The following is a 15,674-nucleotide window of genomic DNA, read 5'->3' on the forward strand; positions in this document are numbered from 1 at the left end:
ACCATTCACCCACTGCACCCAAGTGTGGCTGTCGAGAATGAATTCCAGAGCAACAGCTTCAGAAGACCAGTCCCGTTCACGTCCATGGACACGTGACTCCTGGACACGCTCCTCGCGTGTTTCCTTCTTATCCGCGAAAGCCTGTTCCGCACGCGCCTCGGCCTGACGGTGGAACCCCCGGCGCTTGCCGCCGCAGCCGATCCCGCGCTGGTCGATTATATCGGCGCCGGACCGGTCTTTGCCACGCCCACCAAGCCCGACCACAAGACGCCGGTCGGCCTTGACGGGCTGAAAGCGCAGATTGCAGCGAGCCCGGTTCCCGCCGTCGCCATCGGCGGCTTGAAGACCGGGCATGTAGCCGAGGTTTTCGCCGTCGGCGCACAGGGCCTGGCCGTGGTCTCGGCAATCTGTGGCCAGCCCGATCCCGAGGCGGCTGCCCGCAGGTTCCGAACGGAGATCGACGGGCTCTCCGGTTGAACGATGTGCACCGGGCCGTGCCCGGCCTTCACGATTGCGCTTCAGCCAGGATTTCGGCCGCCTGCGCCGCTACGCCGGCGACGTCCATGCTGAGCGCCAGGTTGGCGCCGGCAAGCGTTTCAAGGTCGATCCAGCGGGCCTCGAGCGCGTCGTCGCCGGCAACCGGCTCGCCTCCAAGCCACCGGCACAGCACCGCGACCAGGACAAACTGGCGGCGCAGGCGGCCGTCCCCCGCATAGTCGAAGGCATCGACGGCGGTGAAGGTGCGGAGCGCCGTTGCATTGACGCCGGTTTCCTCCTTCAACTCCCGCAGGGCCGCCTGATGCAGCGTTTCGCCGCGTTCGATCTTGCCGCCGGGAAAGCCCCAGCACCCGGCATCGGGCGGATTGGCCCGGCGCACCAGCAAAACCCTGCCGGCGCGGATGACAACGGCAATGGTCGCGGCGATCGGACGATCGGGAAAGCGCTCCGTGGTCATGCTTGCCTCGCGTGCGCAGGCGCCGCGCACAACGCATCGGGCTGTTGCCTGCCGCTGCCGGCCGTCACCCTTTCCAGCGTTTCCTGCCGCAGGGTCTCAGCCAACCGGTCGGCGGCGGGCGCAATATCCGGCCTGCGCAGCAGGCGCAGTTCGATTGCCGGCAGTTCCGGGAGGCCGCATTCCCTCCCGGCACTGACGATATCCTCCGGCCTGGCATGGTCGGTGCGCACCGCAATGCCGAGACCCGACCGCAGCGCCGACCATACGGCCGGAAGGCTCGGCGTCGTCAGGGCGGGGCGCCAGCGCATCCGGCTTTTGTCCAGTGCGGCAAGCGCTGCCTGCCGGAACAGGCAGGGATGATTGAAAAGCACCAGCGGGACCGGATCGCTCCGCAGCGTCGCCAGCGTATCGGCGGTCGACAGCCAGCGCATCGGCAGGCGGCACAGCGTCTCGCCTTCGCCCGGGCTGCCGGCGCCGAAGAAGGCGATTGCGGCGTCAAGGCGACCGGTGCGCACGTCCTCGGCAAGGCTGTGGTTTTCGCCCGCGCGGATATCGACATGCACGGCGTCGTATTCGTTCAAGAAGGCGCTCAGCGTCGCGGGCATCACGTCATCGAAGAAATCCTGCGGCACGCCGAGGCGGACGGAGGCCGTCGTCGCGGCAACGCCCATCGAAAGTGCGGCCTCGTCATTCAGGGCGATGATCCTTCGCGCATAGGCGATGAAGGCGTCTCCCGCCTCAGTCGGCACGAGACCGCGGCCGCTGCGCCTGAAAAGCACGGTGCCGGTCTGTTGCTCCAGCTTCTTCAAATGCATGCTCACGGCCGATTGCGAGCGGCCGAGCTGCACCGCCGCCCGAGCAAAGCTGCCGAGGTCCGTTCCCACCACGACGGTGCGCAGCGCATCCATGTCAAAGGTCGTCAACACTTCAGAAATTCATAATCCATCAAGATCGGAATTCGATAAAGAAAAGTATTAGGCCGAAATGGCAGTGGGATCAAGGCGGAGAGGCCAGGCAATGCGCCGGGTCAATGCAGGTGCGGCATCACGGCGCTTCCAGGCGCCTCAGCGTCACCGGCGAACCGTCCGACAAAGTGTCGCTGGGATGCAGCACCACCTGATCGCCGGCGGCAAGCCCGTCGGTCACTTCGGCTGCCTCGTCGTTCATCCGGCCGATCTCGACCGTGGTGATCGCGGCCCTGTCGCCATCGACCCTGAAGACCTGCCAGTCATTGCCGGAGCGGAACAGCGCGGCGATCGGCACCTGCGTAACATTGTCGGCCTTCCAGATCACCAGCCGGGCATAGATGCGGAAGGCATTGCCGAGGCCTTCGGGCACGGTGTCGAAATCGAGGATCGCGTCGACCCGCTGCTCGGAAATGCCGAGCGCGGAGACCTTTTCATAGGCTGCGGGCTCGACGCGCCGGACGGTTGCCGCAACCGGCTCTCCGCCCCAGTCGACGATCTCGGCCTTCGTGCCGGCATGGATGTGAACAGCGTCCGTCGACAGAAGATCGACCACGGCTTCCAGATTGCGCGGGTCGCCGATATCGGCGATCTTGGCGCCGATCGCCACCGGCTGGGCGCTGCGGGCATAGATATCGAGGATGACGCCGTCGGCGGGGGCGGTCAGGTCGATGCAGCAGTCCTCCTCGTCTGCCAGAAGCGCCGCGCGCGGCTCGGATAGCCGTGCTTCTGCCGCCTTCATCTCCGCCTGGCGCAGGGATACCGTGGCTTCCGCCGCATTGAGCTGGGCCTTCGCCACGTCCACGGCGGTGACGGCCTGCTGCAGTTCCATCGCGGAAATCGTGTCGCGCTGGCTGAGATTGCGATAGCGCCGGAGCTGGTCGTCGGCCTGCTCGAGATTGGCCGACGCCTTCACCCGTTCGGCCTCGGCGATGGCGACCGCCACTTTCGCGGCATCGAGGGCGGCGCGCAACTCATCGCGGGTGCGCGGATCGAGAAGGGCGGATTGCGAGGGCAGGATTCGGGCAACCACGCTTTTACCCGCCTCCACCGCATCGCCCTCGTCAAAGCGGGTGCGCAGCATCTGCCCGGCAATCGGCGTGTGGATGGTGTAGATCTCCTTCACCCGCGTCTTGCCCTCCTGCAGGATGGTGACCTCCATTGGCCCGGACGCAATCCTCGCCACGTCGACGGCCACCGGCTTCTCGCGCATGGCGAGATAGACCCCGCCGATCACGGCGAGCGCCACGACGGCAAGAAGCCCTCTCCTGATCCACTTTCCCATTGGGTTACTCCCTCGTTTTCAGCACTTCGACGAGATCGAACCGGTCGATCCGCCGACGTACGATCAGCGCGGACAAAAGGCCGGCGATCACGACCACCAGCGACGCGCGCGCATAGCTGTCGAGATCGACGACGAACGGAATGGTGAACAGGTCGCTCGAAAACCCTGAAATCACCAGCTTGGCGAAGAAATAGCCAAGATACCAGCCGATCGGCTGGGCGAGCGTGATCAGTGCCGCGATTTCCACCAGCAGCACCTGCGAGACTTCCGCGCGGGAGAAACCGAGCACCCTGAGGCTCGCCAGCTCGCGTCCGCGCTCGGACAGCAGGATGCGCGCGGAATTATAGACGACGCCGAAGGTGATGACGGCCGCAAGCGCGATATAGATGGTCGACATGATGTCGATGTTTTCCCGCATCGTCTTGCGGAAGTTTTCCAGCGACAGCCGGTTGAGCGCCACGCCTGCAATCTTCGGCGTGTCCTTGACCGCGCCGTAGAAGGCGGCAAGCCGGGTCTCGTCGACGGCGATATTGGCGCCTGAAATCCGGCGACCGTCGCCGACCAGATGGTCGAGCGCCGCGTCGTCCATGAAGACGGCCAGGCCCAGAAAACTCTGCACGACCGAGGTGACCGGCACGTCGACGAGACGATGGTTTCGCGTCACGAGCTCGACCTCGGCCATGTCGCCGGTGGAAAGGCCGAGCGTTTCGGCCACCCGTTCGCTGATCATCAGCCCGTCTGGCGGAATGGAAAGCTGCACGGCATCCGGATCCACCACACGGGAGAGATCGTCGGAACTTGCAGCGCTGTTGATCGACAGATGCTTTTCGAGGTAGCCGTTGCGCAGTATCACCGGTTCGGACCGAAACCCTTCCGCGCGCATCACGCCGGGCAGGCGGCCGAGCGCAATGTGCGCCTCGGGCGTCAGCGCATCGGTGAAGCTGACGGTTGCGTCCTGGCGCTGCGTGTCGAAGAAGATCGCCCGGATCATCGCATCCATGGAATTGGAGGTGGACATGCCGACCGTCAGAAGCGCCACCGGCATGGCGATGCCGACCACGGTCATTGCCGCGCGCACCGGAAACCGCGTGATATTGCGCAGCGCCATGATCGTCAGTTCGGAGAGCAGGTGCGGCAGCCGGAATCCGAGCGAAAGCTGCCGGTAGCGCACCGGTTCGGGCGGGCGCATCGCAACGGCGGCCGGCAGGCTCGCCGCGCGATAGATCACCCTTGCCGCGCCCACCAAAGCGGCTGCGGCGGCCACGCCTCCCGCCAGGAGATAGACGTCCGGGCTCCAGTCGAACACCAGGAAGGGGAAGGTGTAGAAGCGCACGTATAGCCTGGTCATCGCCACGCCCCACCAGCTCCCGAGCGCAAAGCCGATCGCCGTGCCGATGATCACGATCACCAGCGTCAGCTTGATATAGTGCGCGGCGATGGCCGGGCTTGAAAAACCGAGCGCCTTCAACAGGCCGATCTGTTCGCGCTCGAGCGCGATCATCCGCGACAGCACCATGTTGACGAGGAAGGCGGCAACCCCGAGGAAGATTGGCGGCAAAACCCCCGCCATCGCCTTCAGCTGCGTCAGTTCGCTGTCCACGAAGGCGTTCGATATCTGCCGGTCGCGGCCATAGGCGCCGATCCCGCCATAGGGGGAGAGCAGGCCGTCGAGGCGTTCGATCACCGCCTCTTCATTGGCGTTGCGCCCGAGTTGCAGCGCCACCTCGTTGAACGCGCCGTCCATGTCGAATATGCCGTCAAGCACGGTTTCCGGCATATAGAGGATGCCGTAGCGGGCATTGTCCGGCACCATGTCGCCCGGGCCGATGGCGTAGACATATTCGGGCGAGAGAACGATGGTGGTGATGGTGAGACGGCGCTTCTTCCCGTCCATCAGCGCCTCGAAACGGTCTCCGGGCGCAAAGCCGTGCGCCTTGGCGAAATTCTCCGAAACCGCCACCTCGCCGACGCGGTTCGGGTCGGGCAGGCGCCCGGCGCGGATATAGACGCGGTTTAAGAGTGGCTCGCCGCTGTCGGGCGTCGAGACCACGGTGGCGGCGGCCGGGGCCTGCATGCCGGTAATGTCGAGAATGGCGGGCTTGACCACACGGAAATCGGCGCGCAACACCCCGTCGATCGCCCGTATCTCCTCGGCCAGCCGGTCGGGCGCGCGGGTCACCGTGGCAAAGACGTCGGCGAAGCGATAGCGGTCATAAAACGTGTCGCGCGTCTCGATCAGCGAGCGGTAGACGCCGACGGCCATGATCAGCACAGCCACGCCGCAGGCCAGCACCAGCGCAACCGCCAGAAGCTGCGCCCAGAGGCGGCGCACGTCGCGCAGAAGCTTGCGGTCGAGGACTGCTACCATTTTATGTCCACCGGGTTCAGGCGCTCCTCGTTGACCTCGGTGCCCTCGATCCGCCCGTCGCGGAAGGTGATGACACGATGGGCGATCCTGCGGATATCGGCATTGTGGGTGATGATGGCGACCGTGGCGCCAAGCTCCTCATTGATGCGGCAGAGCACCTCGAGCACGAGAATGCCGGTCTTCGAATCGAGCGCGCCGGTCGGCTCGTCGCAGAAGAGAACCTCCGGCCGCTTGGCAATGGCACGGGCAATGGCGACCCGCTGCTGCTCGCCGCCGGACATCTGGGCCGGAAAATGATCCAGCCGATGTTTCAGCCCGACCATTTCCAGCGCCTCTTCGGGCGGCATCGGGTTTTTCGAGATCGCCGCCACCAGCGCCACATTCTCGCGCGCCGTCAGGCTCGGAATCAGATTGTAGAACTGGAAGACGAAGCCGACATGGGCGCGGCGATAGCGCGTCAGCTTCCATTCGGGATAATCGGAAATGATCTCGTCGCGAAACCGGACCGTACCCGAGCTCGCCCGGTCGAGCCCGCCGACAATGTTCAAAAGCGTCGACTTGCCGCTGCCCGAGGGGCCGAGCAGCACCACCATCTCGCCGTCGAAGAGGTCGAGATCGACGCCGGCCAGCGCCTTCACCTCGACCTCGCCGCTCGTATAGACCTTCGATATGCCGCGCGCGGAAAAAATCGGCTTGCGGCGATTGTCGTCGGTCTTGGCTGTTTGCTGGTCCTGCATGGCCTCTCCCGCAGCGGCGATTGCCGCCGGCTCCCGCCTGCGGCGAGCTTACCGGCAAACCGGCTCAAGTCCAGTGTGCGGAAAGAAGAAATCGCCACCTTGACGCGCATCAAGAAGGAGAGACTCAGGCACGAAAAAGGCGCGACGGAATAGCCGCCGCGCCTCACAGGCCTCAATGCGGGTGCGGGGCGGGTCCGGGCTTACTCGCGGACGGCCGTCCAGCCCTGATACTCGTCGATATTGTCCGCCGTGATCAGCTGCGGCTCGAGCAGGACGGTGGTCTCCTCGATATCCTCGCCCTGATAGAACTTGTAGCCAAGCTCAAGCGCTTCGCCCGCCATGACGTAGGGGTCCTGGGAGGCGGAGGCCTTCAGCAGCGAATTCGGGTCTTTCAGCGATTTCTCCGTGTCCGGCGCTCCGTCAACGCCGGTGATGATGATGTCGGTGCGACCGAGCTGCTTGGCGGCAAGCTGGGCGCCGAGCGCCATCGGGTCATTGGCGCCGAAGACCGCGTCGAGATCGGAGAAACGGGTCAGCAGACCCTGCATCACATTCATGCCGCCTTCGCGCGCGGCCAGGCCGTTCTGGTCGTTGGAAACGACATTGATGCCGTCATTGGCCTCGAACACCTCCATGCAGCCGGTGAAACGGTCATTGAGCGAGGAGGAGGACGGGCCCTTGATGATGGCGACATTGCCTTCGCCGGAAAGCGCGTCGACGATGTACTGGCAGGCCTTCTGGCCGGCGGCGATATTGTCCGTCATCACGGTCACGTCAGCGCCCGGCGCGGAAACGTCGAAGGCGGCGATCGTGATGCCGGCGTTCTTCGCGCGGTTGACGGCGGGCGCGATCGCCGTGTCGTCCACGGCGTTCAGCATGATGATGTCGACGCCCTTGGCGATGAAGTTGTCGATCTGGCTCACCTGCTTGTTGAGGTCGTAGTCGGCGGAAACCGAGGTGATCTCGACATCCGGGTTGATCTCGCGGGCGCGGTCCTCGATGCCCTTGATGGTGGCGACGAAGAACGGGTTGCCGAGCAGGCCGACGGAAATGCCGATGCTGTTCAGTTCCTTGTCCTGCGCCTGCGCGCCGGACGCCGTCATGGCGATGGCCGCTGCCGCGCCAAGAAGAAGTTTCTTCGAAATCTGCATGGGTTTGCTCCTCCGCTTTTCGCGTTTCATGCGTTGATGAAGGGCCTTTACGTCCTGTCGGAACCCTTGCCGCGGAAGCGGTCGAGGGTGACGGCAGCGATAATGACAAGGCCCTTGATGATGAACTGCCAGATGTCCGACGTTCCCGTCAGGATCAGGCCGTTCGAGAGGACAGCGATGATCAGCGCACCGATCAGCGTGCCCCAGATCGAGCCGACGCCGCCAACGAAACTGGTACCGCCCAGAATGACGGCGGCGATTGCGTCGAGCTCATAGGATTGTCCGAGTTGCAGGCCGTTGGCCGCATAAAGCCTGGCCGCCGACATAACGCCGCCAAGCCCGGCCATCAGGCCGGAGACGCCGTAGACGAACAGGAGCACAAGCGGCACCTTGATGCCCGTCAGCCGGGCGGCCTCCTGGTTGCCGCCGACGGCGTAGATCCAGGTGCCGAGCACCGTGCGGCGTAGCACGAACCAGGAAATCAGGATGACCAGAAGCGCGATGATGGCAAGGATCGGCACGCCCAGGATCGCGCCGTTGCCGATCACCGCGAATGGCAGTTCGGCGTTGAAAACCGTCGTGTCGTTGCCCATCAGCCGCGCCACGCCGCGCACCGCCGTCAGTGACCCGAGCGTGACGATGAAGGGCGGCAATCGCAGGAATGCGACCAGCGCGCCGTTGGCAAGGCCGAAGACGAGGCCGAGCGCCAGCCCTGCCGGCACGCCGATCCAGCCGAGCGCCGGGTTGAGCGAGAACATCACCGCCGCCATGGCGGACGCAGCAAGGATCGAGCCGACCGAAAGGTCGATGCCCCCGGTCAGGATGACAAAAGTCATGCCGGCCGCCAGTACGATGTTGATCGAGGCCTGCTGCATGACGATCGACAGATTGTTGACCCCGAGAAACTTGCCGGTCAGAAGCTGGAATCCGATGGCCAGCAGGATCAGCACCGGCAGCATGCCGAGCGTCTTGATCAGCGTGCCGACCTGGTAGGACCGGCCGTTTGCCGCCCCCTTCTGCGCCTCAGTCATAGATGTCCTCCTTCGGCCTCTTAGCGCCGTGTGTCATGCCGCGGCCCCGGTTCCCGTGGAAAGCCGCATGATTGCTTCCTGTTCGATCGCTGCCCCGTCTGACGACTTGACCTCGCCGGCAATCTCGCCCTCGCGCATGACGATGACCCGATCGGCGACATTGATGATTTCCGGCAGTTCGCTGGAGATCATCACCACGGCGAGACCCTGGCGCGCCAGCTCATCGATCAGCCGGTAGATTTCGGATTTCGCGCCGACATCGACGCCGCGGGTCGGCTCGTCGAGAATGATCACCTTCGGTTTGACTTCGAGCAGCCGTCCGAGCAGCACCTTTTGCTGGTTGCCGCCCGACAGCGAACCGACATTGACGAAAGGCGAGGGCGCGCGGATCGACAGTTTCTCGAACTCGGCGCGCGCCCGCTTGCGCGCCGCCTTGAAATTGCGCGTTCCGGCGGGTCCCGAATCCTCGCCCATGACGCAAATGTTGATGTTGTCGGCAATCGTCATGTCAAGGAACAGGCCGAGCTGCTTTCGGTCTTCCGTCAGGTAGACGATGCCGGCGTCAAGCGCGGCGCTCGGGCTTTGCGGGGTCACCTCCCGTCCCTCGAGCAGCACCGTGCCCGATGTCGCCCTGTCGGCGCCGTAGATCAGCCGGGCAAGTTCGGTGCGCCCCGAGCCGACAAGGCCGGAGACGCCCAGCACCTCGCCGCGCCGGACGGAAAAGGAGCAATCGCGCACCTTGCGGCCGGCGCTCATATTGCGCACCTCGAGAACGGTTTCGGCGGTTTCGTCGCGTTCGACATGCGCCTTCTTGTAGAAGGTCGAGAGGTCGCGCCCGACCATCATCGAGATCAGCCGTTCGGCGCTCAGTTCGTCGCGGTCGAGCGTGCCGATATATTTGCCGTCGCGCAGCACCGAGCAGCGGTCGGCGAGCCGGTAGACCTCCTCCATACGGTGCGAGATATAGATGATGGCGATGCCGTCGGCCTTGAGCGCCGCGATCACGTCGAACAGGCGCTCGGTCTCGCGGCTCGACAGCGAGGTCGTCGGCTCGTCCATGACGATGATCCGGGCATTGGTGGACATGGCCCGGGCGATCTCGACGAGCTGGCGTTCGCCGAGCGAGAGAGAGCCGACCACCGTCGAGGGCGAGAAATCGACGCCGAGGCGTTTCAGCAGCGGCGCGGTGCGCGAACGCATCTCCGCGCGGTTGACGATGCCGGAGCGCGCGCGCTCATTGCCGAGGAAGATGTTTTCGGCGACCGTCAGGTTGGGCGCGAGCGAGAGCTCCTGGTAGATCACGGCGACGCCCATGGCCTTGGCCGCCTTGGGATTGCCCTCCGGCACCGGCTTGCCGCCGACCAGAATGGTGCCGCCCCTGTCCGGCGTATAGGCGCCGGAGAGGATTTTCATCAGGGTCGATTTGCCGGCGCCGTTTTCGCCCATCAGCGCGTGCACCTCGCCGCCATGGGCGGTGATCGCGACATCCTCAAGGGCCCTGACGGACCCGAAGGTCTTCGAAATGCCCTCCATTTCCAGAACCGGGCGTGCGGTCTCGGTCATGTGTCGGTCTCTCCCTTTCGCGCGGCAATGATATAGTCGACGCCTTCCTCCTCGAGCATGCGGGCATCGGCATCGGCGAGGCCGTCATCGGTCACGAGCCTGCGGATCTGGGCAAAGGGCAGGGACAGCGTCGATGTCCGTTCGGCAAACTTTCGGCTGTCGACGAGCACGATGATCTCGTTGGCGAAGGCTGCCATGTCGCGGGTCAGCTGGACCAGCAGCGGATTGGTCTCCATCAGCCCTTGCCGTTCAATGCCGAGCGCGCCGACGAAGAACTGCGAGGCATAGAAGGCGCGTTCGTCGGCGAACCGGTCATAGACGATGCCGGGCTCCCGGTGCAGGTCGCCGCCGCCGATGGTCAGCTGGCATTCGCCATATTCGGCGAGATAGGCGGCGAGCGGCATGGAATGGGTGAAGACCCTGAGATTGCGCCGGGCAATGGCCATGCCGAAGTGAAAGCAGGTTGAGCCGCCGTGAATGATAATCGACGTGCCGTCGCGCACGAGCGTCGAGGCGGCCGCCGCGATCGCCCGTTTCTGCTCCACGGCGATATCGCGGTTTTCCATGAAGGGAAGGGGTATGGCGCGCCTGGCGTGATGCCCCTTTTCGGCCGCGATGCCGCCATGTACGCGCTGGCCGAAACCTGCCTTCTCAAGCTTGTCGATGTCGCGCCGGACGGTCGCCGCGGACACGCCCGTCGCGTCGGTCAGTTCGGTGACCGAGAGAAAGGGGTGCTCAGCAAGCAGGGCCAGTATTTTCTGGTGCCGGTGCAACTCCGCCATTCCGTCCTCCCGTACGGAATTCCATTCCCGGAAAATGAACCAGAAGAATCAGAAAAGCAAGATTTTGTGCGTACTTTTGGTCGAAAACTGTTTTGATGCGATCAAAAGATGATCGATATCAATCATTTCGTGCCGGAGCTGGCGTTTTCGCATCTCTTGCGACGGTATTTGACGGAACTGGCGGCGGGCGCGGGCGACCGGCGGGTCCGCATTCGCCGCCGCACTGGCTCAGGCTGCTCTCAGCCTGGTCAGGTGCTTCTCGATATCGGCGACCGACTGATTGGCGAGTTCCTTCTGGATTTCCTCGCGCATCGCCGCCGTCGTCTCGGGCGTGAGATGAGGCCGCAACGCGCCAATGGCGGGCGGAGGCGCGATCAGCACAAAATCCTCGATCGTCTTGTCATAGACGAGCGCGTTGAGGCGCTCGGCCGTGCGTTTGAGAAATTCCTGCTCGGCCTGTTCATGCCAGTCGGTTTCCTCCATCGCGCTGCGCCCGTTGCCGACCGAGGAATGCGAGCGGCCGGGCCTGTCCGTGCCGATCTCGCGCGACGGCGCATCCTCCTGGGCTGAGCGCTCTGCCACCCGCAGGTTCAGGCTTTCGGCATCGCCGATATTCTCCATGAACAGCGCCCGTGCTCCATCACAGACGACGACCCAGGATTTATGGGGAAGTTTGAACAGGCTCATGGCGGACCTCCTCTTTGAGACGGGGATATATTTGCCTGAACGTAAAACCGTTCGGGCAGGCCGAATGTTCCTTGCGAAAGACGGCAGAATTTTGCGGGTGCCGCGCCGGACGGTCACTCGATCGCCGGCAGGACGTCCAGAATGCGGGCTGCCTGGCGGGCGGCGGCGGCCGTCGGCGGCCAGACGAGGGAAAGCGTGAGGCTGAAACGATCGGAAAGCGGAATGCTGCCGATGGGCGCCGCCATGGCGAGGAAGGCGGCCTGCGGCAGGACGGCAACGAAATCGTGCTCGACGACGAGGTTGACGATGATCGGAAGGGAATCGACCTCGACCATGCGCATGGCCGCCCGTTCGGCCTCGCTCAGCTTTTCGGCGAAAAGCAGATCGGCCTTCTGCCGCAGTCCGCTCTTCAGACTCGGCACCGCGACAGGCCGCTTCAGAACCAGATTGGCGATGTCCCCGCCGCTCTTTTCGATCAGTCTTCGCGGGCCGACGACGGAAAGCCTTGAGCGGGAGATCGCCCGGCGCTCGAAACTCTCGGGGATCGACTCGGTATCAAGCAGCGCCACGTCATAGATGCCGCCCTGCAGGCCGCGCATCAGTTCGTCCGCCGTGGTGGAGGAGATGAACAGCGGCGCGCCGGGGCGCTGCTCGAGCCACCGCGCGGAAAGCCGCGCGAGCGCCCGTGCCGTGTTGCTCTCGTAGCCGAGCGGGATCACGGACCCAAGATGGCAGGTGGAAACGGTGCGGCGGAACTGGCGGTCGGCGCTGCCGGTCAGCCGCCTCCAAACCTCCTCCAGCGTCTCGGCGAGGGCGAGCGCCTGCTGGCCGGCGGACGTCAGGTCTATGCCGTCTGCGCTGCGGGTGAAGAGCGCCCGGTTCATGTCCGCCTCGAAGGCGGAGATCTGGCGGGAAAGCTGCGGCTGGCCGATGCCGATCTCGCGCGCCGCGCGGCGGATGCTGCCCGCGCGCGCCGCCTGGCAGAAGCGGGACAGCGTCAGGATGCTGACCGACAGCATCGCCTTGCGCCCGGCATCGATGTCGGCGAGTTCTCCGAGCGCACGGGCCGTGCCCGCCGCAAGGGCGATATCCGGCATCAACCGCCGGCCCTCGAGCGTCAGCGACAGGCGCGATCCGGCCTTCTGCACCAGCGGCGTGGCCAGCTCGGTCTCCGTCCTGTCGACGGCCGCAGCCATGCTCGCCGGCGGGCGCCTGAGCGCGCGCGCCGCCGGGCGCAGGCCGCCGCATTTCAGAACCTCATACACGCTGCAGAGTGTCAGGGTGTCCATACGCGCCTGCCATTTGCTGCTGGTTATTTTATAGGCAAAAACGTCATTGCATAAATCCGGAGCATCTCCCGTTCATCATATGGGATATCCCGTCTTCGGCAATAATCCAATACGCTTGCCTTCAACAAATGGGGAACCGAATGCGCGCGAAGAACAACGCCATCATGTTTTCAGGCCAGCCGCTGGACTTCGACATCCTGTCGCGGATCGGCGCGGGCCTAGCGCTGCCGGTCGTCACCCAGGCGGGGATCGAGCGGGTCGAGCGCGCCCATCAGGTGGTGCGCGACCGGCTTGCCGAAGGACTTTCGATCTACGGCGCCAATACCGGCGTCGGCGCGATGAAGGATACCGAGTGGACGGTCGAGGCGCTGGAGGATTTCAATCTCGGCCTCGTGCGCGCCCATCATTTCGGAACGGGAGATCCTTTCCCGGTCGAGATCGTCCGCAATGCGATCGCGATCCGCATCAACACGGCGCTGACCGGTCGGGTCGGCTGTTCCATGGCACTTGTGGAAGCCTTTCAGGCGCTGCTCGAACATGACGTGATCCCGGTCGTGCGCCGCACCGGCTCCATCGGTTGCGCCGACATCGGCTTGATGGGCCAGGTTTCGGCGGCGCTCACCGGCGTCGGCGATGCGGTCTATCAGGGCCGCCGCATGCCGGTGACCGAGGCATTCGCAGCAACCGGCCTGCAGCCCTTGCGCATGGAGCCGCGCGACGCGCTCGCTTCCTTCTCGCTGAACGCCATCGGCTATGCTTCCGCCGCCTCCGCCTTGCACAAGGCCGCCCTTGCCGTGCGCGTGCTCCTGGCGACGGGCCTTGCGACGGCGGGCGCCATGGGCGCTGCGATCGCGCCGTGGCGCTCGGTGGTCGAAGTGGGCACGCATGCGCATGCCGATATCGGCGTCTGGCTCTGCCGCGCCTTCGACGACTGGTGCTGGACGTCTGCAAGCCATGTGCAGGACCCGTTGTCGATCCGGATGATGCCGCAGGTCTTCGGCACGACGATCGAGAGCCTGACGATTGCCGGCCGGACAATACTGGCCGCCACCGGCCGCACCGATGACAATCCGGTGGTCATCGGCAATGAGGTGCTGACCTCCGGCGGATCCCTGCCGCTCGATGTGACGATCTACATGCAGGCCGCCCAGATTGCCATGGCCCATGTGGCGCGCAACATCTTCAACCGCTGCGTCATCCTCGCGAACGGGGGGCGGCGCGACCTGCCGGTCAATCTCGTGCCGCATGGCACGGTCGCCACCGGCTTCGGCCCGATCCTGAAGCTCGCCGGCGATCTCTTCATCCGGACGCAGTCGCTGTCGGCGCCGATATCGGCGCAGTCGCTGGTGGTGGCCGGCGGGATCGAGGACGAGGCGGCCTTCCTGCCGCTGGTGGTCGAACGCTTCGAGCGCCAGGTCAGGGCGCTGCGCCGCATGGCAGGGCTTGAGGCGCTGCTTGCCGCCCAGGCCATGGATATTTCGGGCGATGAACCGCGCGGCGTCGCAAATCTGGTCTATGCTATCGTCAGATCGCATTCCGCGCTCTATCTGAAGGACAGGCCGCTTTCGAGCGAGGTCGAGCAGATCGAAGAGGAACTCGGCTCGGATGCGACAATGACCAGACTGATCGAACAGGCGCCGCTGGCCCTGCTCGATGACTTTTTCGCACTCGCACCGCCTGAAACGGCTTGAGGCCGCGGGCGACACAGCAAGGTTCTCACGAGGACCGTCAAGAGAGGGACAGATCATGAAACGACTTGCTATACTGACCGGCGCGCTCGCCATCTCGGCCTTTGCCTTCGCAGGCGCCGCCTCGGCCGATCCCGTCGTGGTTTCTTCCAAGATCGACACGGAAGGCGGGGTGCTCGGCAACATCATCCTTCAGGCGCTTGAGGCCAACGACATTCCGACGGAAAACAAGATCCAGCTCGGCGGCACGCCGATCGTCCGCCAGGCAATCACGCAGGGCCAGATCGACATCTATCCCGAATATACCGGCAATGCCGCCTTCTTCTTCAACAAGACCGACCTTCCGGTCTGGAACAAGCCGGAGGCCGGCTATGAAGAGGCCAAGAAGCTCGACTATGACGCCAACAAGATCGTCTGGCTGACGCCGGCTGACGCCAACAACACCTGGGCAATCGCCCTGCGAAAGGATGTCGCCGATCCGAACAATCTTTCGACCATGAGCGAATTCGGCGCCTTTGTCGCCGATGGCGGCACGGTGAAGCTTGCGGCATCCTCCGAATTCGTCACCTCGCCGGCGGCGCTTCCGGCCTTCGAGAAGGCCTATGGCTTCGATCTCACCTCCGGCCAGCTGATCCAGCTTTCCGGCGGCGATACGGCGGCAACGATCGCGGCTGCGGCAAAGCAGACCTCGGGCGCCAACGCCGCCATGGTCTACGGCACCGATGGCGGGATTGCGCCCTCGGGCCTCAAGGTGATGGAAGACGACAAGGGCGTGCAGCCGGTCTATCTGCCGACCCCGATCATCCGCGAGGTCCGGCTCGAGGAATATCCTGAGATTGCCGAGATCCTGAAGCCGATCTTCGAGGGGCTGACGCTTGAAACCCTGCAGGACCTCAACGGTCGCGTCCAGGTCGGCGGCGAGCCCGCCGATGCGGTTGCCAAGGACTACCTGACCTCGAACGGGTTTGTGAAGTAAGGCCGGAATCGGCAGCAATGCAGCAAAAACAATCTCCCCCCTTGAGGGGGAGATGCCCCGACAGGGGCAGAGAGGGGTGAACCCTCTCCAACGAGGCACGGTGTATGCGGCTCTTGCCCTTACCCCCCTCTGTCGCTTTCGCGACATCTCCCCCTCAAGGGGGGAGATTAAAGGGACATATCGCACCCCGCCGCAAG

The 15,674-nt window shown here is 64.6% G+C and carries 13 protein-coding genes and 1 pseudogene; 3 read left to right on the plus strand and 11 right to left on the minus strand.

Features of this window, described 5'->3' with window-relative positions; translation table 11 throughout:
* Positions 1–156: 156 nt before the first annotated feature.
* A pseudogene (locus AC5DC2_RS07940) lies at positions 157–477 on the plus strand (thiamine phosphate synthase); the annotation flags it as partial.
* Positions 478–505: 28 nt separating this feature from the next.
* Here the strand turns inward: AC5DC2_RS07940 and AC5DC2_RS07945 are convergent.
* From AC5DC2_RS07945 to AC5DC2_RS07995, 11 genes are all read right to left on the minus strand, one after another.
* Complete coding sequence (locus AC5DC2_RS07945) at positions 506–955, minus strand: NUDIX hydrolase (protein WP_491698116.1); 450 nt, start codon at positions 953–955, stop codon at positions 506–508.
* Positions 952–1,881, minus strand: coding sequence for a LysR substrate-binding domain-containing protein (locus AC5DC2_RS07950; protein ID WP_491698117.1), 930 nt, complete (start codon positions 1,879–1,881; stop codon positions 952–954). Before AC5DC2_RS07950 ends, AC5DC2_RS07945 begins: the two co-directional genes overlap by 4 nt.
* Before the next feature lie 118 nt (positions 1,882–1,999).
* Positions 2,000–3,205, minus strand: a complete 1,206-nt coding sequence (locus tag AC5DC2_RS07955) for an efflux RND transporter periplasmic adaptor subunit (RefSeq protein ID WP_491698118.1) — start codon at positions 3,203–3,205, stop codon at positions 2,000–2,002.
* A gap of 4 nt (positions 3,206–3,209) precedes the next feature.
* Positions 3,210–5,573 (minus strand): ABC transporter permease, encoded by a 2,364-nt coding sequence (locus AC5DC2_RS07960; protein WP_491698119.1) that lies wholly within the window; start codon positions 5,571–5,573, stop codon positions 3,210–3,212.
* Positions 5,567–6,310 (minus strand): ABC transporter ATP-binding protein, encoded by a 744-nt coding sequence (locus tag AC5DC2_RS07965; RefSeq protein WP_491698120.1) that lies wholly within the window; start codon positions 6,308–6,310, stop codon positions 5,567–5,569. The genes AC5DC2_RS07960 and AC5DC2_RS07965 overlap by 7 nt, the downstream gene beginning before the upstream one ends.
* 200 nt (positions 6,311–6,510) lie before the next feature.
* Positions 6,511–7,461 carry an ABC transporter substrate-binding protein gene (locus AC5DC2_RS07970; protein WP_491698121.1) on the minus strand — a complete coding sequence of 317 codons (951 nt, stop codon included), beginning with the start codon at positions 7,459–7,461 and terminating at the stop codon, positions 6,511–6,513.
* A 47-nt stretch (positions 7,462–7,508) separates the two neighbouring features.
* Complete coding sequence (locus AC5DC2_RS07975; RefSeq protein WP_024707619.1) at positions 7,509–8,492, minus strand: ABC transporter permease subunit; 984 nt, start codon at positions 8,490–8,492, stop codon at positions 7,509–7,511.
* A 33-nt stretch (positions 8,493–8,525) separates the two neighbouring features.
* The gene (locus AC5DC2_RS07980; RefSeq protein WP_491698122.1) at positions 8,526–10,055 is read right to left on the minus strand and encodes a sugar ABC transporter ATP-binding protein; all 1,530 of its coding nucleotides are present in this window, start codon (positions 10,053–10,055) and stop codon (positions 8,526–8,528) included.
* The gene (locus AC5DC2_RS07985) at positions 10,052–10,837 is read right to left on the minus strand and encodes a DeoR/GlpR family DNA-binding transcription regulator (RefSeq protein WP_491698123.1); all 786 of its coding nucleotides are present in this window, start codon (positions 10,835–10,837) and stop codon (positions 10,052–10,054) included. Before AC5DC2_RS07985 ends, AC5DC2_RS07980 begins: the two co-directional genes overlap by 4 nt.
* A gap of 228 nt (positions 10,838–11,065) precedes the next feature.
* Positions 11,066–11,524 carry a baeRF12 domain-containing protein gene (locus tag AC5DC2_RS07990; RefSeq protein WP_024707616.1) on the minus strand — a complete coding sequence of 153 codons (459 nt, stop codon included), beginning with the start codon at positions 11,522–11,524 and terminating at the stop codon, positions 11,066–11,068.
* A gap of 113 nt (positions 11,525–11,637) precedes the next feature.
* The gene (locus AC5DC2_RS07995) at positions 11,638–12,813 is read right to left on the minus strand and encodes a LysR family transcriptional regulator (protein WP_491698124.1); all 1,176 of its coding nucleotides are present in this window, start codon (positions 12,811–12,813) and stop codon (positions 11,638–11,640) included.
* Positions 12,814–12,953: 140 nt separating this feature from the next.
* Here AC5DC2_RS07995 and AC5DC2_RS08000 point away from each other — a divergent pair, with 140 nt between their 5' ends.
* Both AC5DC2_RS08000 and osmF read left to right on the plus strand, forming a co-directional pair.
* Positions 12,954–14,504: an aromatic amino acid lyase gene (locus tag AC5DC2_RS08000; protein ID WP_024707614.1), complete on the plus strand. Its 1,551-nt coding sequence runs from the start codon at positions 12,954–12,956 to the stop codon at positions 14,502–14,504.
* A 55-nt stretch (positions 14,505–14,559) separates the two neighbouring features.
* Positions 14,560–15,477, plus strand: coding sequence for a glycine betaine ABC transporter substrate-binding protein OsmF (gene osmF / locus AC5DC2_RS08005; RefSeq protein WP_024707613.1), 918 nt, complete (start codon positions 14,560–14,562; stop codon positions 15,475–15,477).
* Positions 15,478–15,674: the final 197 nt, after the last annotated feature.

Source organism: Martelella sp. (genome assembly GCF_984369615.1).

Bases quoted from the DNA above. Each gene is read 5' to 3' on its own strand.
- AC5DC2_RS07945 (WP_491698116.1), bottom strand. From the start codon at position 955: ATGACCACGGAGCGCTTTCCCGATCGTCCGATCGCCGCGACCATTGCC.
- AC5DC2_RS07955 (WP_491698118.1), bottom strand. From the start codon at position 3,205: ATGGGAAAGTGGATCAGGAGAGGGCTTCTTGCCGTCGTGGCGCTCGCC.
- AC5DC2_RS07980 (WP_491698122.1), bottom strand. From the start codon at position 10,055: ATGACCGAGACCGCACGCCCGGTTCTGGAAATGGAGGGCATTTCGAAG.
- osmF (WP_024707613.1), top strand. From the start codon at position 14,560: ATGAAACGACTTGCTATACTGACCGGCGCGCTCGCCATCTCGGCCTTT.
- AC5DC2_RS07960 (WP_491698119.1), bottom strand. From the start codon at position 5,573: ATGGTAGCAGTCCTCGACCGCAAGCTTCTGCGCGACGTGCGCCGCCTC.
- AC5DC2_RS07970 (WP_491698121.1), bottom strand. From the start codon at position 7,461: ATGCAGATTTCGAAGAAACTTCTTCTTGGCGCGGCAGCGGCCATCGCC.
- AC5DC2_RS07985 (WP_491698123.1), bottom strand. From the start codon at position 10,837: ATGGCGGAGTTGCACCGGCACCAGAAAATACTGGCCCTGCTTGCTGAG.
- AC5DC2_RS08000 (WP_024707614.1), top strand. From the start codon at position 12,954: ATGCGCGCGAAGAACAACGCCATCATGTTTTCAGGCCAGCCGCTGGAC.
- AC5DC2_RS07995 (WP_491698124.1), bottom strand. From the start codon at position 12,813: ATGGACACCCTGACACTCTGCAGCGTGTATGAGGTTCTGAAATGCGGC.
- AC5DC2_RS07965 (WP_491698120.1), bottom strand. From the start codon at position 6,310: ATGCAGGACCAGCAAACAGCCAAGACCGACGACAATCGCCGCAAGCCG.
- AC5DC2_RS07975 (WP_024707619.1), bottom strand. From the start codon at position 8,492: ATGACTGAGGCGCAGAAGGGGGCGGCAAACGGCCGGTCCTACCAGGTC.
- AC5DC2_RS07990 (WP_024707616.1), bottom strand. From the start codon at position 11,524: ATGAGCCTGTTCAAACTTCCCCATAAATCCTGGGTCGTCGTCTGTGAT.